16 protein-coding genes and 1 other RNA gene are annotated in these 20,504 nt (G+C 67.2%); 7 read left to right on the plus strand and 10 right to left on the minus strand.

All coding sequences use genetic code 11. The annotated features are described in order from the left end of the window. From QZW52_RS04135 to gyrA, 9 genes are all read right to left on the minus strand, one after another. On the minus strand, window positions 1-172 hold a 172-nt coding region (locus tag QZW52_RS04135; protein WP_473964387.1), incomplete at its 3' end, for a LapA family protein. Between the two features lie 28 nt (window positions 173-200). Continuing rightward, complete coding sequence (locus QZW52_RS04140; RefSeq protein ID WP_293995649.1) at window positions 201-503, minus strand: integration host factor subunit beta; 303 nt, start codon at window positions 501-503, stop codon at window positions 201-203. 49 nt (window positions 504-552) lie between these two features. Further along, on the minus strand, window positions 553-2,238 hold the full coding sequence (rpsA, locus tag QZW52_RS04145) for a 30S ribosomal protein S1 (protein ID WP_293995650.1): 1,686 nt from the start codon (window positions 2,236-2,238) through the stop codon (window positions 553-555). 114 nt (window positions 2,239-2,352) lie between these two features. Continuing rightward, window positions 2,353-4,392: a bifunctional 3-phosphoshikimate 1-carboxyvinyltransferase/cytidylate kinase gene (locus tag QZW52_RS04150; RefSeq protein ID WP_293995651.1), complete on the minus strand. Its 2,040-nt coding sequence runs from the start codon at window positions 4,390-4,392 to the stop codon at window positions 2,353-2,355. A 40-nt stretch (window positions 4,393-4,432) separates the two neighbouring features. Continuing rightward, window positions 4,433-5,314 carry a prephenate dehydrogenase gene (locus QZW52_RS04155; protein WP_293995652.1) on the minus strand — a complete coding sequence of 294 codons (882 nt, stop codon included), beginning with the start codon at window positions 5,312-5,314 and terminating at the stop codon, window positions 4,433-4,435. A gap of 16 nt (window positions 5,315-5,330) precedes the next feature. Beyond that, window positions 5,331-6,419 (minus strand): prephenate dehydratase, encoded by a 1,089-nt coding sequence (pheA, locus tag QZW52_RS04160; RefSeq protein WP_293995653.1) that lies wholly within the window; start codon window positions 6,417-6,419, stop codon window positions 5,331-5,333. Window positions 6,420-6,463: 44 nt separating this feature from the next. Next, entirely contained in the window at window positions 6,464-7,564 is a 1,101-nt protein-coding gene (gene serC / locus QZW52_RS04165; RefSeq protein ID WP_293995654.1) for a 3-phosphoserine/phosphohydroxythreonine transaminase, read from the minus strand. A 27-nt stretch (window positions 7,565-7,591) separates the two neighbouring features. Continuing rightward, a complete protein-coding gene (locus QZW52_RS04170) occupies window positions 7,592-8,191 on the minus strand; it encodes a DUF2059 domain-containing protein (RefSeq protein WP_293995655.1) in 600 nt (199 codons plus the stop codon). Continuing rightward, window positions 8,191-10,872, minus strand: coding sequence for a DNA gyrase subunit A (gene gyrA / locus QZW52_RS04175; protein WP_293995656.1), 2,682 nt, complete (start codon window positions 10,870-10,872; stop codon window positions 8,191-8,193). The genes QZW52_RS04170 and gyrA overlap by 1 nt, the downstream gene beginning before the upstream one ends. 231 nt (window positions 10,873-11,103) lie before the next feature. On the opposite strand from gyrA, the gene ompA reads away from it, so the two are divergent. The 7 genes from ompA (at window position 11,104) to QZW52_RS04210 (ending at window position 19,828) form a co-directional block, all read left to right on the plus strand. Continuing rightward, window positions 11,104-11,802: an outer membrane protein OmpA gene (gene ompA / locus QZW52_RS04180; protein WP_293995657.1), complete on the plus strand. Its 699-nt coding sequence runs from the start codon at window positions 11,104-11,106 to the stop codon at window positions 11,800-11,802. A gap of 83 nt (window positions 11,803-11,885) precedes the next feature. Next, window positions 11,886-12,593, plus strand: a complete 708-nt coding sequence (gene ubiG, locus QZW52_RS04185; RefSeq protein WP_293995709.1) for a bifunctional 2-polyprenyl-6-hydroxyphenol methylase/3-demethylubiquinol 3-O-methyltransferase UbiG — start codon at window positions 11,886-11,888, stop codon at window positions 12,591-12,593. Then, window positions 12,590-13,261, plus strand: a complete 672-nt coding sequence (gph, locus tag QZW52_RS04190) for a phosphoglycolate phosphatase (protein WP_293995659.1) — start codon at window positions 12,590-12,592, stop codon at window positions 13,259-13,261. The genes ubiG and gph overlap by 4 nt, the downstream gene beginning before the upstream one ends. 13 nt (window positions 13,262-13,274) lie before the next feature. Further along, window positions 13,275-13,634, plus strand: a transfer-messenger RNA (tmRNA) gene (ssrA, locus tag QZW52_RS04195). Between the two features lie 70 nt (window positions 13,635-13,704). Further along, entirely contained in the window at window positions 13,705-16,587 is a 2,883-nt protein-coding gene (locus QZW52_RS04200) for a class I SAM-dependent DNA methyltransferase (RefSeq protein ID WP_293995661.1), read from the plus strand. Window positions 16,588-16,709: 122 nt separating this feature from the next. Continuing rightward, a complete protein-coding gene (locus QZW52_RS04205) occupies window positions 16,710-18,584 on the plus strand; it encodes a hypothetical protein (protein ID WP_293995663.1) in 1,875 nt (624 codons plus the stop codon). A gap of 95 nt (window positions 18,585-18,679) precedes the next feature. Beyond that, window positions 18,680-19,828 (plus strand): Fic family protein, encoded by a 1,149-nt coding sequence (locus tag QZW52_RS04210; RefSeq protein ID WP_293995665.1) that lies wholly within the window; start codon window positions 18,680-18,682, stop codon window positions 19,826-19,828. A gap of 31 nt (window positions 19,829-19,859) precedes the next feature. On the opposite strand, the gene upp is transcribed toward QZW52_RS04210, so the two are convergent. After that, complete coding sequence (gene upp / locus QZW52_RS04215; RefSeq protein WP_293995667.1) at window positions 19,860-20,492, minus strand: uracil phosphoribosyltransferase; 633 nt, start codon at window positions 20,490-20,492, stop codon at window positions 19,860-19,862. Between the last annotated feature and the right edge of the window lie 12 nt (window positions 20,493-20,504).

Consider the following 20,504-nt stretch of genomic DNA (forward strand, 5'->3'; position numbering starts at 1 on the left):
GCACGCCAAAAACAGCCCCAGCCGCAAAGACCACGAGCACCATCAGCACCATCGGGGCGCGGAACTCGAAGCCGAAGAACCATTTGAGTTGCGCTTCGTGCTGGTTGTTCAGCGCGAAGGCAAACAAGATGAAGAAGACAGCGGCTCGGAAGAGCCAGGAGAGGAATCGCATGGCGATGCGATTCTAGTGCTTGGCGCGCTCAGCCTTCGGCACGGTCGGCGCAGGGCTGATCGACCGCTTCGCGCAGGGCCTTGCCCGGCTTGAAATGCGGCACGAGCTTTTCAGGAATGGTGACCGGCTCGCCGGAGCGGGGATTGCGCCCCACCCGCGGCGGCCGGTGGTTGATCGCGAAGCTGCCGAAACCACGGATCTCGATGCGGTGACCTTTTCCGAGCGCGTCCGACATCGCGTCGAGCATCGTCTTGACGGCGAACTCGGCATCGCGGTGCGTGAGCTGGCCAAAGCGATTGGCCAGCAGGGTGACGAGGTCGGAGCGGGTCATGCAGCGAGGACCGTGGGATTCAGCAGGCGTTCATGCGGTCAGTTCAGGCTCAGTTGCCTTGGTCCAGCTTGGCCTTGAGCAGGGCGCCCAGGCTGGTGGTGCCGGCGTTGCCAACGGTCTCGCGGTTGTCCACCGACAGGCGCTGCAGGGCTTCTTGCTGCTCGATGCTGTCCTTGGCCTTGATCGACAACTGGATCGAACGCGTCTTGCGGTCGATGTTGATGATCATGGCGGAGACGTCGTCGCCTTCCTTCAGCAGGTTGCGGGCGTCTTCGACACGCTCGCGGGCCAGCTCGGAAGCACGCAGGTAGCCGGTGACTTCCTCGCTCAACTGGATCTCGGCGCCACGGGCGTCCACCGCCTTCACCTTGCCGACCACGGTCATGCCGCGGTCGTTGATCGAGGTGTAGTTGGTGAACGGGTCGGCGTCGAGCTGCTTGATGCCCAGCGAGATGCGCTCGCGCTCGACATCGATGCCCAGAACGACGGCGTCCACTTCCTGGCCCTTCTTGAAGTTGCGCACGGCAGCTTCGCCAGTCTCGTTCCACGACAGGTCGGACAGGTGTACCAGACCGTCGATGCCGGCGGCCAGACCCACGAACACGCCGAAGTCGGTGATCGACTTGACGGGGCCCTTGACCTTGTCGCCGCGCTTGAAGTTCTGCGCGAACTCGTCCCACGGGTTGGCGCGGCACTGCTTCATGCCCAGCGAGATGCGACGCTTGTCTTCGTCGATCTCCAGGACCATGACTTCCACTTCGTCGCCCAGGGCCACGATCTTGGAAGGTGCGACGTTCTTGTTGGTCCAGTCCATTTCGGAGACGTGGACCAGGCCTTCGATGCCCGGCTCGATTTCCACGAACGCGCCGTAGTCGGCGATGTTCGTGACCTTGCCGAACAGGCGGGTGCTCGACGGGTAGCGACGCGACACGCCGTACCACGGGTCGTCGCCCATCTGCTTCAGGCCCAGCGAGACGCGGTTCTTCTCGGCGTCGAACTTCAGAACCTTGGCGGTCAGTTCCTGACCAACCGTCACCACTTCGCTCGGGTGACGGACACGGCGCCATGCCATGTCGGTGATGTGCAGCAGGCCGTCGATGCCGCCGAGGTCCACGAACGCGCCGTATTCGGTGATGTTCTTGACCACGCCGTTGACGAACGCGCCTTCGCGCAGCGTTTCCAGCAGCTTGGCGCGCTCTTCGCCCATCGAAGCCTCGACCACCGCGCGACGCGACAGCACAACGTTGTTGCGCTTGCGGTCGAGCTTGATGACCTTGAACTCCATCGTCTTGCCCTCGTAGGGGCTCATGTCCTTGACCGGACGCGTGTCGAGCAGCGAGCCCGGCAGGAAGGCGCGGATGCCGTTGACGAGGACCGTCAGGCCGCCCTTGACCTTGCCCGAGACGGTGCCGGTCACGAAGTCGCCGGACTCCAGCGCGGTTTCCAGCGACAGCCACGAGGCCAGGCGCTTGGCCTTGTCGCGCGACAGGATGGTGTCGCCGTAGCCGTTTTCGATGGCGTCGATGGCCACCGACACGAAGTCGCCGATCTGGACTTCGAGTTCGCCCTTGTCGTTCTTGAACTCTTCCAGGGGAACGTAGGCTTCGGACTTCAGGCCGGCGTTGACGACGACGAAGTTGTGCTCGATGCGGACGACTTCGGCCGAGATCACTTCACCAGGGCGCATGTTGGCCTGTTGAAGCGATTCCTCGAACATCGCGGCAAAGGAATCCATGCCGAAATCGGCCATAGCTGCTTGGGACATTGGGGACTGACTTTCTGCACCGGGACACCCCGGCGGCGGGTGCCACTTCCGTGGCGGGGTTAGGTTGCTGAGCCGGTGGCAGCGTCAGTGGGCGGGCGCCGACGTGGCTGCAAACGGTTGTCTCGCGTTCCACCAGACCCCCACTTGCTGCATCGAGGCTTCGATGCCGAGCTGCGAGTTGTCCAGGAGGAGCGCGTCTTCAGCCGGCTTGAGGGGGGCGGTGGCGCGGGTCTTGTCCCGGTCATCGCGTGCTTCCAAGTCGGCTCGAAGGTCTTCGAGACTAGCAGGGATTCCCTTGGAAATCAATTGGTTGAGCCGCCGCTCGGCGCGCGCGGCGGCCGTCGCGGTGAGGAAAACCTTGAGCCGCGCACCGGGGAAGATGACGGTGCCCATGTCGCGTCCGTCGGCCACCAGACCGGGCAATTGCCGGAACCCGACCTGCAGATCGAACAGCGCCACCCGCACCGCCGGCCACACCGAGATCTGTGACGCCATCGTGCCGACCGCCTCCTCGCGCAGCTCGTCGCTCACGTCCTCGCCGGCCAGCAGCACCCGCACGCCCTCGAAGCGCAGGGCCATCGAGCGGGCAATTGCCGCCAGCCCCGCCTCGTCGTTCGCCGACACCCCGGCACGGCTGGCCGCCAGCGCCGTGACGCGGTAGAGCGAGCCGGAATCGAGCGTGTGGTAGCCCAGCCGGTCAGCGACACAGGCGGACAACGTGCCTTTGCCGGAGGCGGTCGGGCCGTCGATGGTCAGCACGGGGATGTCCGCCGGCCGGGCCGCGACCACCGAGAACAGCGCCTCGAAGTAGTCCGGAAAGGTCTTGGCCACGCACTTCGGATCGAGAATGCGCACCGGCACCGCCGCCTCGCCATCGCCCGCCGGATTCAGCCGGTTGAAGGCGGCCAGCGACAGGCACATCGCCATGCGGTGGTCGTCGTAGGTGTGGATCGCGGCCGGCCGGAAGGTCGCCAGCGGCGCGATGCGGATGAAGTCGGCGCCCTCCTCCACCGTGGCGCCCAGCTTGCGCAGCTCGCAGGCCATCGCGGCGATGCGGTCGGTTTCCTTGACGCGCCAGCTCGCGATGTTGCGCAGCGTGCTCGGGCCGTCGGCATAGAGCGCCATCACGGCCAGCGTCATTGCCGCGTCGGGGATGTGGTTGCAGTCGAGGTCGATCGCCTTCAAGGGCCACGCGCCGCGGCGGATCTCCAGCGCGTTCGGCTCGGCCCGGACCACCGCGCCCATTGCCTCGGCGGCCTCGACGAAGCGGATGTCGCCCTGAATCGACGCCGCGCCCACGCCCTCGATCCGCACGGGCGCGTCCACGCCAGCGATGGCGCCCAGCGCAATGAAATACGACGCCGACGACGCATCGCCTTCGACATGCACCTCGCCCGGCGTGACGTAGCGGCTGCCGGCCGGGATGACAAACCGCTCCCAGCCGTGGCGCTCGACGGCGATGCCGAAGCGTTGCAGCAGGTTCAGCGTGATCTCGATGTAGGGCTTGGAGATCAGCTCGCCGACCACCTCGATCGTCACCGCCCGCTCGGTCGCCGCCAGCGGCAGCGCCAGCAGCAGCGCGGTCAGGAACTGGCTCGACACATCGCCCCGCACGCGCACCGGCGTGTCCAGCTTCAGCGCACCACCGGCCACGCGCAGCGGCGGATAGCCTTCAACGCCAAGGCACTCGACCACGCCGCCCAGCCCGCGCAGTGCGTCCACCAGATCGCCGATCGGCCGCTCGTGCATGCGCTTGACGCCACCCAGCGTGAACGCCGTGTCCGCCACCAGCGTCGAGATCACCGACAGCGCAGCGGTCAGCGGGCGCATCGCGGTGCCGGCGTTACCGAGGAACAGCTCGGCCTCGCGCACGACGGGCCGGCCGGAAAAGCCGGTGATGCGGGTGTGGCGGCCATCCTCCTCGATGGTGCAGCCGAGGATGCGCAGCGCGTCCAGCATCACGCGGGTGTCGTCCGAGTCGAGCAGGTCCACCAGCGTCGTTGTGCCCGCGCTCAGGCCGGCCAGCAGCAGCAGGCGGTTGGAGATGCTCTTGGAACCGGGGAGCTGCACGGTGCCGGCAGCGTGACCGAGCGGCGGGAGGTCGAGGAAGGGAATCGAGTACATGGCGCGGAGCGGGAGTCAGCCAGCCGGACAGCAGGCAGGTTCAGCGGGCCGTGGCCGGGCGGGCGTTCATCTGCCAGCCGGCGCGGCCATCGGAGGCGGTGCGGATGAGGTCTTCGAGCGCCTCGGTGTTGCCCGAGCGCATGACGACCTCGAAGGCATCCAGGGCGTGGCGCAGGCGCTGCGACTGCTTGAGGATCTCCTCGCGGTTGCTCAGCAGGATGTCGCGCCAGACGTTCGGGTCACCCGCCGCGATGCGCGTGAAGTCGCGGAAACCGGGGCCGGCCAGCGACAGGAACTCGCGCCCCGCCGGCTGCGACAGCATGGCGTTGAAGTAGGCGAAGGCCAGCAGGTGCGGCAGGTGGCTGACGGCGGCGAACGCGGTGTCGTGGTTCTCCGGCGTCATGCGCAGCACCTGGCAGCCGATCGCGGCCCAGACATCGGTGGCCTTCTGCACCATCACCGGGTCGGTCTGCGGCAGTGGCGTGAGGATGACCTGCTTGCCTTGGTAGAGCTGCACGTCGGCGTGCTCGACCCCAGCGACTTCCTTGCCCGCGATCGGGTGCGCGGGGACGAAGCTGCCGATGCGCTCCTTGAGCACGCGCCGCGCCACATCGACCACGTCGCGCTTGGTGCTGCCCACGTCCATGAACAGCGTGCCCGGCTCGACCATGTGGCGGATCGCCTTGAACGTCGCTTCGCTCGCGGCCACCGGCACGGCGATCAGCACGATGTCCGAGCCGGAGACCGCCAGCAGCGCCGACTCGGCCGCGATGTCGATCACACCCATGCGGCGTGCGCGTTCCACCGTGGACGGCGACTTGCTGTAGCCCACCACGCGCTGCACCAGCCCCGCCCGCTTGAGCGCCAGCGCGAAGCTGCCCCCCATCAGGCCGCAGCCGATCACCCCCAGTTGATTGAACATGGTGTCCGTGCCGTACTCAGTGAACGTCGATCGGGTAGGTGCCGAGCACCTTGAAGAAGGCGCAGGACTCGCGCAGCTCGTGCAGCGCGGTCTGCACCGCCGGCTGGGCGGGGTGGCCCTTCAGGTCGATGAAGAAGTAGTACTCCCACTGCCCGGAGCGCGCCGGGCGCGACTCCAGCCGGCTCATCGACACGCCGTGCTTCTTCAGCGGCGCGAGGATGTCGTACATGGCACCGGGGCGGTTCTCCACCGAAACGACCAGGCTCGTGCAGTCATGGCCGGACGCTTGAGGGGCGGGGTGGCGCAGCGGGTCGGTGACGATGGCGAAGCGGGTGCGGTTGTGGGTGTCGTTCTGGATCGCCGGAGCGACGACGTGGACGCCGTACTCGCTGGCCGCCCGCGCGCTGGCGATGCCGGCGATCGACGGGTCGAGCGACGCCAGCCGCGCCCCTTCGGCGTTGCTCGACACCGGTCGGCGCTCGGCGTGCGGCAGGTGCAGCGACAGCCACTCGTGGCACTGCGCCAGCGCCTGCGGGTGCGCGCAGACTGCGGTGATGCCGTCGAGCGCGTTCTCCTTGCGCAGCAGGTTGTGGCGCACGAACAGGCTGGTCTCGCCGATGATGAACAGCGGCATGGTCAGGAAGATGTCCAGCGAGCGGGCAACCATGCCTTCGGTGGAATTCTCGACCGGCACGACGCCGAAGTCGGCCACGCCCGCCGAGGTGCTGCGGAACACTTCGTCGATGCTCGCGCATGGCACGCGCACGATGGACGAGCCGAAGTAGCCGAGCGCGGCCTCTTCGCTGAAGGTGCCAGCCGGGCCAAGGTAGGCGACGCGGGTGGGCGTCTCCAGCGCGCGGCAGGCCGACATGATCTCGCGCCAGATCGGCGCGACGCTCTCGTTCTTCAGCGGGCCGGGGTTGCCGGACTTCAGGCCGTCGATCACCTGCGCCTCGCGCTCGGGGCGGAAGACGACCGAGCCTTCGTGCTTCTTGATCTCGCCCACCTCCAGCGCCAGCCCGGCGCGGCGGTTGAGCAGCGCGAGCAGCTCGCGGTCGAGGGCATCGATCTTGTCGCGGAGTTCCGGCAGGGTGGGCGTCGTCATGGCGGGTGTCTCGTGGTGTTGTTGTTCAGCCGTTGTTCAGCCGTTCACTGTGGCGGATTCGCGAATTCGCGCAGGTAGGCCACCAGCGCCTGCACGCCGGCCAGCGGCATGGCGTTGTAGATGGACGCACGCATCCCGCCGACGCTCTTGTGGCCCTTGAGCTGCAGCAGGCCGCGCGCTTTCGCCCCGGCCAGGAACGCTTCGTTGCGCGACTCATCCCGCAACTGGAAGGGCACGTTCATGCGCGAGCGGCAGGCCGGGTCGATCCGGTTGACGTAGAAGCCGGCGCCCTCGCCGTCGAGGTAGCCGTAGAGCAGATCGGCCTTCTCGATGGCGCGGCGCTCCATCTCTGCCACACCGCCCTGGCGCTTCAACCACTGGAACACCAGCCCGGCGATGTAGATGCCGTAGGTCGGCGGCGTGTTGTACATCGAGGCGTTGTCGGCGACCGTCTTGTAGTCGAACGCGCTCGGGCAGACCTTCAGCGCGTGGCCGAGCAGGTCGTCGCGGACGATGACGATCGTGACACCCGCCGGGCCGATGTTCTTCTGCGCCCCGGCAAACGCCAGACCGACCTTCGACCAGTCGATCGTGCGCGAGAGGATGTGCGACGAGCAGTCGATCACCAGCGCGGCATCGCTGCCGAGCGCCTTCAGGTCCGGCAGCGCCTGGAACTCGACGCCGTGGATCGTCTCGTTGGTGCAGACATGCACGTAACGCGCCCCCGGCCGCAGCGCCCAGCCGGCCGGGTCGGGCATCGTCAGGTGGCCGCCCTCGGCGTTGCTGGCGATGACCTGGGCATCGCAGTAACGCAGCGCTTCCTTGGCCGACTTCTGTGACCAGGAGCCGGTGATGACGAAATCCGCCTGTTCGCCGCGCGACAAGTTCATCGGCACGATCGCGTTCTCGGCCAGCCCGCCGCCCTGCATGAACAGGATGCGGAAGTTCGCCGGCACCGCCAGCAGCTCGCGCAAGTCGGCTTCCGCAGCTTCGGCGATGGACGTGAACTCTCGCCCACGGTGGCTCATCTCCATCACGCCCATGCCCGAGCCGTGCCAGTCGAGCATCTCGGCCGCGGCTTCGCGCAGGACTTCTTCGGGCAGCGCCGCAGGGCCGGCGGAAAAGTTGTAGGGACGCAGGGACATCAGCACCTCACCAGGCCAGGAACACGGTCACTTCTTCTTGGACGCCGCCGGCGCCGGCGCCGATGCAGCCCCCGGTGCCGGGAGGCCCAGCCGGCCGCTGACGCTGCGGTCCAGCGCCTGCAGCTTCGGCTCGACCAGCGGGCGCGTCTCGGCGACCAGCTTCTCGGACAGGCCCTTCTGGATCTCGGGGGACATCTGCTGGTAGCGGCGCACCACCGGCGACTCCAGCCAGCCCACCAACTGCTTGAGTTCGTCCTCGGTGAACTTCTCCTCCAGCATCGGCCCCATCACGCCCGGCGCCATCTTCAGCGCCTTGTCGCGCAGCAGCGGATTCGTCTCCTCGACGTACTTGCGGATGTCGGCCTGGATGTCCTTGGCCAGCGCCTCGCGCTTGTCGGGCGCGATGCGGGTCTGCAGCACCTGCCCGGCCTGCTGCATCATGGCCATGGCCGGCTGCTCGACGAGGCTGCGGGCGATGCCTTCCACGCCCCCTTGCTGCAACTGCACCACCTTGGCGATCAGCTCTTTCTTGGCCGCGCTGGTCTCGGCCGAAGCCAGCATCGGGGCGGTCATCAGCACACACAGGGCGCCGGTCGTCAGCGCCGCGCGCCACAGGTTGGAGTTCATCAGACGCTTTCCCCGGTGGTGTCACCGGCTTCGGTTTCAGGATTGGCGGGATTGGCCAAATCGGTGTCAGGCATGGTGTCCGCCGCAGCTTCGACCGCCGCGTCGTTCTCGACGATGCGCTGCAGGCCCGAGAGCTTGGAGCCTTCGTCCAGCGCGATCAGCGTCACGCCCTGGGTGGCGCGGCCGAGTTCGCGGATCTCGGACACCCGTGTCCGCACCAGCACGCCGCGGTCGGTGATCAGCATGATCTCGTCGGCACTGCGGACCAGCGTCGCCGCGACCACGCGGCCGTTGCGCTCGGTCTGCTGGATGGCGATCATCCCCTTGGTGCCACGGCCATGGCGGGTGTACTCGACGATCGAGGTGCGCTTGCCGTAGCCGTTCTCGGTGGCGGTGAGCACGCTCTGCGTCTCGTCCTCGGCGACCAGCATCGCGATGACACGCTGGCCCTCTTCCAGCGCCATGCCGCGCACGCCCCGCGCCTGCCGGCCCAGCGGACGCACGTCGTTCTCGTCGAAGCGCACCGCCTTGCCGCCGTCGCTGAACAGCATCACGTCGTGCGCCCCGTCGGTCAGCGCCGCGCCGATCAGGTAGTCGCCCTCGTCCAGATCGACCGCGATGATGCCGGCCTTGCGCGGGTTGCTGAAGTCGTCCAGCGCGGTCTTCTTCACCGTGCCGCGGGCGGTACACATGAAGATGTAGTGGTCGGCCGGGAAACGCCGGTTGTCGCCCGTCAGCGGCAGCACGACGGTGATCTTCTCGCCCGGCTGCAGCGGGAACATGTTGACGATCGGCTTGCCACGGCTGGCGCGCCCGCCCTGCGGCACTTCCCAGACCTTGAGCCAGTACACGCGCCCGCGGTCGCTGAAGCACAGGATCCAGTCGTGCGTGTTGGCGATGAAGAGCTGGTCGACCCAGTCGTCGTCCTTGGTCGCCGTGGCCTGCTTGCCGCGCCCGCCGCGTTTCTGCGCGCGGTACTCGGCGAGCGGCTGGCTCTTGATGTAGCCGGTGTGGCTGAGCGTGACCACCATGTCGGTCGGCGTGATCAGGTCCTCGGTGCCGAGTTCCTGCACGTTGTGCTCGACCACCGAGCGGCGTGCGCCGACCTTGGTCTGGCCGAACTCCAGCTTCAGCGCGGTCAGCTCCTCGCTGATGATGACGGTCACGCGCTCGGGCTTGGCCAGGATGTCGAGCAGGTCGGCGATGACGGCCATCACGTCCCGGTACTCGCCAATGATCTTGTCCTGCTCCAGCCCGGTGAGCCGCTGCAGGCGCATCTGCAGGATCTCGCCGGCCTGGTCGTCCGACAGGCGGTACAGGCCGTCCGACTGCATGCCGTAGTGCGCGGGCAGCCCTTCCGGCCGGTAGGCTTCGCGCCCGCCCAGCGTGCCGGCTTCCTCGGCGCGGGCCAGCATGTCGCGCACGAGCTGCGAATCCCAGCTCTTGTTCATCAACGCGGCCTTGGCGACCGGCGGCGTGGGCGATGCCTTGATGATCTGGATGAAGTCGTCGATGTTGGCCAGCGCGACCGCCAGCCCTTCCAGCACATGCCCGCGCTCGCGCGCCCGGCGCAGCTCGTACACCGTGCGGCGCGTCACCACCTCGCGGCGGTGCTCCAGGAAGATCTCCAGCAGCAGCTTGAGGTTGCACAGGCGCGGCTGACCGTCGATCAGCGCGACCATGTTCATGCCGAAGCTGTCCTGGAGCTGCGTCTGCTTGTACAGGTTGTTCAGCACCACCTCGGGCACTTCGCCGCGCTTCAGATCGATGACGATGCGCATGCCGGACTTGTCCGACTCGTCCTGGATGTGGCTGATGCCGTCGATCTTCTTCTCGTGGACCAGCTCGGCGATGCGCTCCAGCAGCGTCTTCTTGTTCACCTGGTACGGGATCTCGTCCACGATGATCGACTGGCGCTGGCCGCGGTCGATGTCCTCGAAGTGGACCTTGGCGCGCATCACCACGCGGCCCCGGCCCGTTCGATACCCCTCGCGCACGCCGCTGACGCCGTAGATGATGCCGGCGGTCGGGAAGTCCGGCGCCGGGATGATCTCCATCAGCTCGTCGATCGTCGCCTCGGGGTGTTGCAGCAGGTGCAGACACGCGCTCACCACCTCGTTGAGGTTGTGCGGCGGGATGTTGGTGGCCATGCCGACCGCGATGCCGGACGAACCGTTCACCAGCAGGTTGGGCAGGCGGGCCGGCATCACCAGCGGCTCTTTTTCGCTGCCGTCGTAGTTCGGCCCGAAGTCCACCGTCTCCTTGTCCAGATCGGCCAGCATCTCGTGGGCGATCTTGGACAGGCGGATTTCGGTGTACCGCATGGCGGCGGCGTTGTCGCCGTCCACCGAGCCGAAGTTGCCCTGACCATCGACCAGCATGTGCCGCAAGCTGAAGTCCTGCGCCATGCGCACGATCGTGTCGTAGACCGCCGTGTCGCCGTGCGGGTGGTATTTACCGATCACGTCGCCGACGATGCGGGCAGACTTCTTGTAAGGGCGGTTCCAGTCGTTGCTCAGCTCGTGCATCGCGAACAACACGCGGCGATGCACCGGCTTGAGCCCGTCGCGCGCATCCGGAAGCGCCCGACCGACGATCACGCTCATGGCGTAATCCAGGTACGAGCGGCGCATCTCCTCTTCGAGGCTGATGGGCAGGGTTTCTTTGGCGAATTGAGTCATGCGGTCATGGTCCCAGGGCGGACGGTCGAGCCCTGCATTCTACGAGTCGCGCACTGTCGCCGTCGCGCAACAACCTGTCCGGCGGGCGCGACTGCCCCTAACGATCGGCTTGACCTCGTATGGCACAATGAATTTGTCGGTCCCTAGCGCCGCGCTCTCATCGGCAAGCATGGGCCGCCGCTTTTTCTGCATCTTGCAGCCCGATTTGCGGCTTTTCTCGAGAGGAGAACCATGAACAAACTCAACAAGGTTGCACTGCTGTTCGCGTCGGCCGCACTGGCCGCCTGTGCGACCGGTGGCTCGACCTCCGGCGCCATGGACAACTGGCGTGCTGCTGACGGCTCCGTCGTCAAGAACGGCACCAACGAACTCTGCTGGCGCGATGCCAACTGGACTCCGGCAACCGGCGTGCGGCCGTGCGATGGCGTTCCGGTTCCGGCTGCCCCGGCACCCGCTCCGGCGCCTGCGCCCGCCCCGGCACCTGCACCGGCACCGGCACCGGCACCTGTCGCTGCCCCGGTCGCTCCGGCTCCGGTTGTTGTCCCCGTGGCTGCCCCGGCTGCTCCGGTCAGCGAAAAGGTCACGTTCGCCGCCGACGCATTCTTCGACACCAACAAGTCGGTGCTGAAGAAGGAAGCTGGCGCCAAGCTGGACGATCTGGTCAGCAAGGTCAAGGACATCAACCTCGAAGTCATCATCGCCGTCGGCCACACCGACAGCGACGCTTCGGATGCCTACAACCAGAAGCTGTCGGTTCGCCGTGCGGAAGCCGTCAAGAAGTATCTGGTCAGCAAGGGCATCGAGCCGAACCGCGTCTACACCGAAGGCAAGGGCGAGAAGCAGCCTGTCGCCGACAACAAGACGAAGGAAGGCAAGGCCAAGAATCGCCGCGTCGAGATCGAAGTGGTCGGCACGCGCACCAAGAAGTAAGCAGCTTCGGCTCGCTCACTGCGAAACCCCGCCCCGGCGGGGTTTTTTCATGGGCGATCCACTTCCACCACAATGCCGCCATGATGACCAACGCAGACCCCAAGGAACTCGCCAAGTTCAGCGAGCTGGCCCACAAGTGGTGGGATCCGGAGAGCGAATTCCGCCCCCTCCACCAGATCAACCCGCTGCGCCTGGGCTGGATCGAGCAGTGCGCCGGCCCGCTCGACGGCAAGCGCATCGTCGATGTCGGCTGCGGCGGCGGCATCCTCAGCGAAGCCATGGCACGCCAGGGTGCGCGGGTGCTGGGCGTCGATCTGGCTGAACGTTCGCTGAAGGTCGCGCAGTTGCACGCGATGGAAGCCGGCATCGACAACGTGGCCTACCGCGAGGTCGCCGCCGAGGTGCTGGCCGAGGAGCAGCCCGGCCAATTCGACATCGTCACCTGCATGGAGATGGTCGAACACGTCCCCGATCCCGCCGCCATCGTCGCCGCCTGCGCCAAGCTGGTGAAGCCGGGCGGCTGGGTGTTCCTGTCCACGCTGAACCGCAGTCCCAAGTCCTTCCTCTTCGCCATCGTTGGCGCGGAATACCTGCTGCGCATGCTGCCCGCCGGCACGCACGAATACGCCAAGTTCATCCGCCCGAGCGAGCTGGCGACGTGGAGCCGCTCGGCCGGGCTGGACCTGCTGCACACCCGCGGCATGGAATACAACCCGCTCACCAAACGCTACTGGCTCAGCGGCGACACCAGCGTCAACTACCTGCTGGCCTGCCGCAAGGGGACACTGTGACCGCAGCGCAACGCATCCAGGCGGTGTTGTTCGATCTGGACGGCACGCTGATCGACAGTGCGCCCGACCTCGGTGGAGCCGGCAACGACTTGCGCGCGCGGCGCGGCCTGCCCGCCCTGCCGCTGGCTGATTTCCGCCCGATGACAGGGGCTGGCGCCCGCGGGATGCTGGGCGTGGCGCTGCAGATCACGCCCGAACACCCCGAGTTCGAGACGCTGAAGCACGACTACCTGGCGATCTACGAAGCCCGCATGACCCGGTTGACGCGGGTCTTCGAGGACATGGCGCCCGTACTCGATGCACTCGACGCCGCCGGTCTGCCCTGGGGCATCGTGACCAACAAGCACAGCCGCTTTGCCGCTCCCGTGGTCGCAGCCACCGGGCTGGACCGCCGCAGCCGCGTGCTGGTCTGCGGCGACACCACGCCCCACGCCAAGCCGCACCCCGCGCCGTTGTTCGAGGCAGCGCGGCGCATGGGGGTCGATCCGGCGCGCTGCCTCTACGTCGGCGATGACCTGCGGGACGTGCAGGCTGGGCGGGCGGCGGGCATGGGGACGGTCGCCGTGGCCTGGGGCTACCTCGGGCAGGGCGAGCCGATCGACGCCTGGGGCGCCGACCACCAGATCAATTTGCCGGCCGAACTCTTGAAGTTGCCTGGAATGGCCTAAACTATGCGGTTCAGGGGCCGACCTGGTTTCGACGTGGGTTCGGAATTGGAGTAGGGCGTGTCGAGCACCAGTTCGCTCGTAAAACCACTGGAAACAAAGTAACTGCGAACGACTCTACGTACGCTCTCGCCGCTTAACACCGGCGAGCCTCTCAACGGTTGGCCGATGGGCCGGGTCCGCAAGGGCTGAGAGGTAATACACATGGGCTGGTCTCTGGTGGTGTCACACAGCCGGGGACAAGACAAAGTGACTGGTGTTGTCTGAAGGGTGTTCCTGCCCGTCAGCGACATGAGACTCAAATCAGAGAACTACACACGTAGAACTGCCCGAGGATGGCTTGCGGACGGGGGTTCAATTCCCCCCGGCTCCACCACTCACCCAAAAAGCCCCAGCGCCTTCCCGCGCTGGGGCTTTTTCTTTGCCCGCATCCCCCATCCTTTGACATGACCCCCAAAGATTTCATCACCAAGTGGTCGGCCGGCGGCCCTTCCTACAAGCTCACCGAGCGCGCGGGTGCCCAGCTCCACTTCAGCGAACTGTGCCGGCTGCTGGGTGTCGAGGAACCCGGCGATGCCGAACGCTACTGCTTCGAGCGCGGGCTGACCAAGACGGGTGCGGCGCGGCAGGGCTACGCCGATGTCTGGCTGCGCGGGCATTTCGCGTGGGAGTACAAGGCGCCGGGCAAGGATCTGGGCGCGGCCTTGCAGCAGTTGATGGTGTACGCGCTGCCGCTGGAGAGTCCCCCGCTGCTGGTGGTGAGCGACCGGCTGCGCATCGAGGTGCATACCCATTTCACCGGCACGCCGAGCGAATGCCACGTCTTCCGCCTGGAGGATCTGGCGAGCGACGAGGTGCGGGCCAAGCTGAAGTGGCTGTGGCAGGCGCCCGAGCGGTTCCGGCCGCAGCGCACCAGCCGCGACATCACCGAAACCGCCGCGCAGACCTTCGCCGCCACGGCCGACCGGCTGCGCAAGGCGGGGGTGCCGCCCGCCAAGGTCAGCCACTTCCTGACGCAGTGCCTGTTCTGCTTTTTCTCGGAGGACGTGGGGCTGCTGCCGTCGCGCTTGTTCGAGCGGCTGGTGGGCGTGCGGATCGCGCCGGAGCGGCTGCGGGTGCAGTTGCAGGTGCTGCTGACCACCATGCGCGATGGCGGGCTGTTCGGCGTCGAGGACATCCCGTGGTTCAACGGCGGGCTGTTCAAGACGGTGGAGGTGCCGCCGCTGACGCTGGAGGACGTGCAGGCACTGCAGGCCGCCAGCAGCCTGGACTGGAGCGCCATCGATCCGAGCATCTTCGGCACGCTGTTCGAGCGCGGTCTGGACCCGACCAAGCGCAGCCAGCTCGGTGCGCACTACACCGACCCGGCGACGATCCAGCGGTTGATTGACCCGGTGGTGCGCCGGCCGCTGCTGGCGGAGTGGGCGGTACAGCGGGAGCGGATCGCGGTCGGGCTGGCGCGCAGCAAGAAGCTGGGCGACAAGGCGTACCGCGAGGCGCAGGCGGTGTTCATCGGCTTTCTGGAGCGGCTGCGCATCTACCGGGCGCTGGACCCAGCCTGCGGCAGCGGCAATTTCCTTTACTTGACGCTCAAGGCACTCAAGGACATCGAGCACCAGGTGAACCTGGACGCCGAGGCGCTGGGGCTGGAGCGCCAGCAGGACGTGACCGGGCCGCACAACGTGCTGGGCATCGAGGTCAACGAATACGCGGCGGAACTGGCGCGGGTGACGGTGTGGATCGGCGAGCTGCAGTGGCGCATCCAGCATGGGCATGGCTTCAACACGCACCCGGTGCTGGACTCGCTGAACCACATCGAGTGCCGCGACGCGCTGATGAACGCGGACGGCACCGAGACGGCGTGGCCGGCGGCCGAGGCCATCGTGGGCAATCCGCCGTTCGTGGGGGACAAGAAGATGCGGGCCGAGCTGGGGGGTGAGTACACCGAGCGGCTGCGGGCGCTGTACGCGGGGCGGGTGCCGGGTGGGGCGGATCTGGTGTGCTACTGGTTCGAGAAGGCGCGGGCGATGGTCGCGGCCGGGTCGCTGCAACGGGCGGGGTTCGTCTCGACCAACTCGGTGCGGGGTGGCAAGAACCGCGAGGTGCTGGACCGGATCTGCGAGACGACGCGGATCTTCGAGGCATGGGCAGATGAGCCGTGGGTCAACAACGGGGCGGCGGTGCGGGTGTCGCTGACGGCGTTCGGGCACTCGGCATCGGAAAGTTGCCTGAACGGCATCGCTGTTGCTGGAATCGGGCCGGAGCTGTCTCCCATGGCCGATGGCATGAGCCTGTCGTCCGCACAGGTGCTGTCAGAGAACGCAGCCACAGCGTTTCAGGGACCGACCAAGGGCGGTGCGTTCGATGTCCCGGGTGAGACCGCCCGCCAGTGGCTGCGCGCACCGTGCGTCCAAGGCCATAACGCAGCGGTGTTGCGCCCTTGGTTGAACGGGCTGGCCGTCGTGCGCCGTTCGCCGGACATGTGGATCATCGACTTCGGCGACATGGACGAAGACAGCGCCTCCATGCATGACGGGCCATTCGGCTGGGTATTGGAGCGGGTCAAGCCAGAGCGGGACACGAACGCCGAACCCTCAACGAAAAAGAACTACTGGCGGTTCAAACGGTCTGGTGCCGACGGAAAGCAAGCGGTTCGGCATTTGCCAAGGTTCATCGCAACGCCCGAAGTGTCCAAGCATCGAGTCTTCGTCTGGCTGCACAGCAGCTACTCACCGGACAAGAACTTGGTGATCGTTGCAAGGCCGGATGACACAACGTTTGGGGTACTTTCGAGCCGGATGCATGAAGCGTGGTCGCTACAACAAGGCACCAGCCTGGAAGACCGTCCCCGGTACACGTCTTCGACCACGTTCCGCACTTTCCCGTTCCCACCCGGCCTGACCCCCGCCGACACCGCCCACCAGCGCACCGAGCCGCTCGCGGACGGTGCCCTGATCCCCGCCGATCTGGACGCCCCGACCCGCACCCATGCCGAAGCCATCGCCCGCGCCGCCCAGCGCCTCAACGACCTGCGCGAACGCTGGCTGAACCCGCCCGAGTGGTGCGACCGCCTCCCCGAAGTCACGCCGCTGGGCATGGACCACTCGCCCTACCCGGATCGCCTCGTCGCCAAGCCCGGCCACGAAAAGGAGCTGGCCAAGCGCACGCTGACCAACCTCTACAACGAGCGCCCGGCCTGGCTCGCCAAGGCCCATGCGACGCTGGATGCCGCCGTCGCCGCCGCCTACGGCTGGCAGGACGACGCGGCGCTCAGCGAGGACGAGATCTTGCGGCGGCTGCTGGCGCTGAACAAGGATCGTGACATATGACCGCTACCGAGGCGCACGAAGCCCCCTGACCACCCGCCGTCCACAGCCTTGAGGATGCAGCCCTCCCCCCCGAGGGCTACAAGCAGTCTCGATCCCCCGATCAGACTCTCAGGAGCAGAACCATGGCTTACCTCTTCCGCGGTCGCCTGTGTGGCGCCCTTTGCGACGACTGCTTCGAGCCACTGGCAAACGTCCAGATCCGGCTCTACCGCCTGCGCAGCGACCAGGACGCCACCCGGCTCGCCGTCGCCGAGACCAAGGACACCTTCGCCGTCCTCACCGACGAGCAGGTCCGGGCCAAGGCCGGCGCCCTCCTCGCCGAGTGCATGACCGACGAGTCCGGCCACTTCACCGCCAAGCTGGGCGAGGACCAGCGGTACGCGGGCGAAGCGTTCGAGATCGATGTCTACTGCGGCACCGTCCCGCACCGCCGCCCCGAACCACCCCCCAAAGGCCCCGTCCAGTTCACCATCACCACGGTGCAGCCCCAGTGGCGCCAGCGCGAGAACGACCAGATCGCCGCCTGGGACCACTGCCTCACCCGGCGCTTCTGGTGCTTCATCCGCGCCCTGTTCGACGCCTGGGTGATGTGCGGCCGGGTCACGGTCTGCAGCACCGGTCTGGCCGCCGAAGGGCTGACCGTGTACGCCTTCGACCGCGACTGGCTCGCCGATGATCCGATCGGCTCGGGCGTGACCGACGCCGCCGGCAAGTTCCGCATCGACTACGTCGGCGCCGATTTCCGCCGCGGCACCTGGATCAACATCGAGCTGGTCGGCGGACCCGATGTCTACTTTCGCATCGACGGCCCCTCCGGCACCCCGCTGCTGACCGAATCCCCCAGCCAGGGCCGCGCACCCGGGCGCGAGAACGTCGGCCCCTGCTGCTGCGTCGCGCTGTGCGTGAAGGAAGCACCGCCCGTCGAACACGCCTGGTTCACCCGTGTCGGCGACTTCAACATCTACAGCGACATCGACAGCACCACCGGCCTGACCACCACCGCCCAGCCCGCTGGTTTCCCCAACCAGCATGGCGGCCCCGGCTTCGGTTTCTGGCAAAGCCCCCGCCTCGTCGGCGACTGCCCGACCCGCCACCCGGCCACCAGCCAGCCGCTGCGCTACCGTTTCCTGTGGCGCCCGAGCGGCAGCCTCGCGACGCCGTCGCCGATCACCGGCTCGATGGTCGTCGCGCAGAAGGTCGGCACGCGGCCGGTGACATGGAACTACGGCCTGCCCGGCGATCCGGCGACCCACCCGCAGGACGTGTGGATCACGCCCACCGGCGGCTACACCGGCCCGATGCCGGCGCCCTTCCCCGCCGCACCCCCCGGACCACCGCCCGGATCGTGGGGCGCCATGCCGCCGCTGATCCTGCAACCGGACGCTGATGGCTGGGTCACGATGCCGCCGGATGCCACCAACCAGGGCTTCTCCGGGCCGCTGATGCGGGTCGATACGAACGCGCTGGTGCCGGGCGGTGCGGCGCCGGGCACCGGGGCCGGCAACCCGATCCCGGTCGCCGGCCAGCGCAACGGTGCGGACATCTCGATCCTGTTCGAGGCCGCGCCCGTCTCCGGCCCGGGCGCGACGCTCGGCAACCAGCTCGACCGGCTGCACGTCAACAACTGGATCGAGGTCGCCGAGTTCAACCTTGACCAGTTCACCGCACCGGGCGCGACACCCTGCGAGGGCATCACCAACATGGTGGACCTGCGCTACACGGTGGACCACGCGCTGGTGCGTTCGTGGGCGCTGGGGATCTCGACCTCCGCCGTGATCCCCGGCGGCACGCCGACGCTGCCGGGCCTGGGGGTGCCGCCCGTGCCACCAGACCAGTTCAGCTCGGTGCGTGGCGGCCACGGCCAGGTGCATCTGAACACCAGCGGCTGGCCGCAGTGCGCCTACATGGTGACGTTCACGCGCAGCCTGAAACTCACCGATGGCGAGAACGACGATTCGGGGCGCGGTGGCGTGGTGGCCGTGTTCTGCAAGCGTTGACGGTCAGGTTGGGGCATATCAAAGCCACCTTGAATTGCGTCGAACCAAATTAAAGAATGGTTTAATTTGGTTCCCACAATCCAGGTGTGCTTTCAATGCCCCACCCCACTGGTACCTACGCGATTTCAACGACCCTCGGGGAGTCCGTGCGGGCGTTCGTGCCCCACCCCTTGCCGCCGAGGGCTCCAGCCCTGGAGCCTGCGGTCTTCGCCGACCTCCATCGCCAGGCAGAGCTTGCACTTGCGCGCCTGGCGGGCGTGTCGGGGCTGGCTCCGTCGGTGGACTGGCTGCTGTACAGCGCCATCCGCAAGGAAGCCCTGCTCACCTCGCAGATCGAGGGCACGCAGGCCACGCTGACCGACCTGTTCGACGAAGAAGCCGGCTTCAAGGTCAGCAACACCGACGATGTGGAGGAGGTCACCAATTACCTCCGCGCCTTCCGCTGGGTTCAAGCGCAATTGCGTGATCCCAAAGGACTGCCCGTCAGCGTGCGGCTGCTGTGCGATGCCCACCGCTTGCTGCTGGACGGTGCGCGCGGCGCGGGCAAGCAGCCCGGAGAGCTGCGCCGATCGCAGAACTGGATCGGCGGCACGCGGCCAGGCAATGCGGTCTTCGTGCCACCACCGCCAGAGCGGGTGCCGGAACTGCTGGCCGACATGGAGCGGTTCATCCACACACCTGCGACGGATTTGCCGCCCATGGTCAAGGTGGCACTCCTCCACGCGCAGTTCGAAACCATCCACCCCTTCCTGGACGGCAACGGGCGCATCGGCCGCCTGCTGATCGCGGCACTGTTCGAGCACTGGGGATTGCTGTCGGAACCCTTGATGTACCTGAGCGGCTACCTGAAGCAACACCAGGCCGAGTACTACCGCCGCCTGTCCGCCATCCGCACCGACGGCGACTGGGTGTCCTGGGTGGCGTTCTTTCTGGAGGGGGTAGCGACCGCTGCGGGCGATGCGGAACAGAACATCATCGCCGTCGCCAGTCTGGTGGCCACTGACCGCAGAGCCCTGTTGCAATCGCCCAAGGCCGGCCCGGCGAGCTACCGGCTGTTCGAGCTGCTACCGATGATGCCGCGCTTCACCATCGAACGCGTGCGTCAGCAGCTCGACACCAGCTTCCCCACCGCCACCGCGGCCGTACAGGTGCTGGAGAACCTCGGCATCGTGACGGAGATGACGGGGCAGAAAAAGAACCGCAGCTACAGCTACCAGGCCTACGTGGAGCGGCTCTCGCGTTGACAAGGATGCTGACCGAACGAAGCGCCGCACCTCACTTCGTCCCGAAGATCCGATCCCCCGCATCCCCCAGCCCCGGCACGATGTAGCCGTGGTCGTTGAGGTGGCTGTCGAGCGCCGCCAGCGTCAGCGGCACGTCCGGGTGGGCCTCGGTCAGTGTCTTCACCCCCTCGGGCGCGCCGATCATGCAGACCATCTTCAGGCTGGTCGCGCCCGCCTCCTTCAGCCGGTGCAGCGCCGCCACCGCCGAGTGGCCGGTGGCGAGCATCGGGTCCACGACGATCACGGTGCGCTCCTGGATGTCCTCGGGCAGCTTCAGGTAGTACTCGACCGGCTGCAGCGTCGCCGGGTCGCGGTACAGCCCGATGTGGCCGACGCGGGCGCCGGGCAACAGGTCGATCATGCCGTCCAGCATCCCGTTGCCCGCCCGCAGGATCGACACCAGACACAGCTTCTTGCCGCTGATGACGGGAGAGCGTGTGGCCGCCACGGGGGTCTGGATGTCGATCAGCTCCGTCGGCAGATCCCGCGTGACCTCGTAGGCCAGCATCGCCGCAATCTCCCGCACAAGGCGGCGGAAGTTGTCGGTGGTGGTGTCCTGGCTGCGCACATAGGTGAGCTTGTGCTGCAGCAGGGGGTGGTTCACGACATGGACAGCGGCGGACATCGGCGGACTCCT

The organism is Sphaerotilus sp. (assembly GCF_013299175.1).
GTDB lineage: Bacteria > Pseudomonadota > Gammaproteobacteria > Burkholderiales > Burkholderiaceae_C > Sphaerotilus.

Coding starts and splice junctions, on each gene's coding strand:
- QZW52_RS04140 (WP_293995649.1), bottom strand. CDS start 503: ATGACCCGCTCCGACCTCGTCACCCTGCTGGCCAATCGCTTTGGCCAG.
- rpsA (WP_293995650.1), bottom strand. CDS start 2,238: ATGGATTCCTTTGCCGCGATGTTCGAGGAATCGCTTCAACAGGCCAAC.
- QZW52_RS04150 (WP_293995651.1), bottom strand. CDS start 4,392: ATGTACTCGATTCCCTTCCTCGACCTCCCGCCGCTCGGTCACGCTGCC.
- QZW52_RS04155 (WP_293995652.1), bottom strand. CDS start 5,314: ATGTTCAATCAACTGGGGGTGATCGGCTGCGGCCTGATGGGGGGCAGC.
- pheA (WP_293995653.1), bottom strand. CDS start 6,419: ATGACGACGCCCACCCTGCCGGAACTCCGCGACAAGATCGATGCCCTC.
- serC (WP_293995654.1), bottom strand. CDS start 7,564: ATGTCCCTGCGTCCCTACAACTTTTCCGCCGGCCCTGCGGCGCTGCCC.
- QZW52_RS04170 (WP_293995655.1), bottom strand. CDS start 8,191: ATGAACTCCAACCTGTGGCGCGCGGCGCTGACGACCGGCGCCCTGTGT.
- gyrA (WP_293995656.1), bottom strand. CDS start 10,872: ATGACTCAATTCGCCAAAGAAACCCTGCCCATCAGCCTCGAAGAGGAG.
- ompA (WP_293995657.1), top strand. CDS start 11,104: ATGAACAAACTCAACAAGGTTGCACTGCTGTTCGCGTCGGCCGCACTG.
- ubiG (WP_293995709.1), top strand. CDS start 11,886: ATGACCAACGCAGACCCCAAGGAACTCGCCAAGTTCAGCGAGCTGGCC.
- QZW52_RS04200 (WP_293995661.1), top strand. CDS start 13,705: ATGACCCCCAAAGATTTCATCACCAAGTGGTCGGCCGGCGGCCCTTCC.
- QZW52_RS04205 (WP_293995663.1), top strand. CDS start 16,710: ATGGCTTACCTCTTCCGCGGTCGCCTGTGTGGCGCCCTTTGCGACGAC.
- QZW52_RS04210 (WP_293995665.1), top strand. CDS start 18,680: ATGCCCCACCCCACTGGTACCTACGCGATTTCAACGACCCTCGGGGAG.
- upp (WP_293995667.1), bottom strand. CDS start 20,492: ATGTCCGCCGCTGTCCATGTCGTGAACCACCCCCTGCTGCAGCACAAG.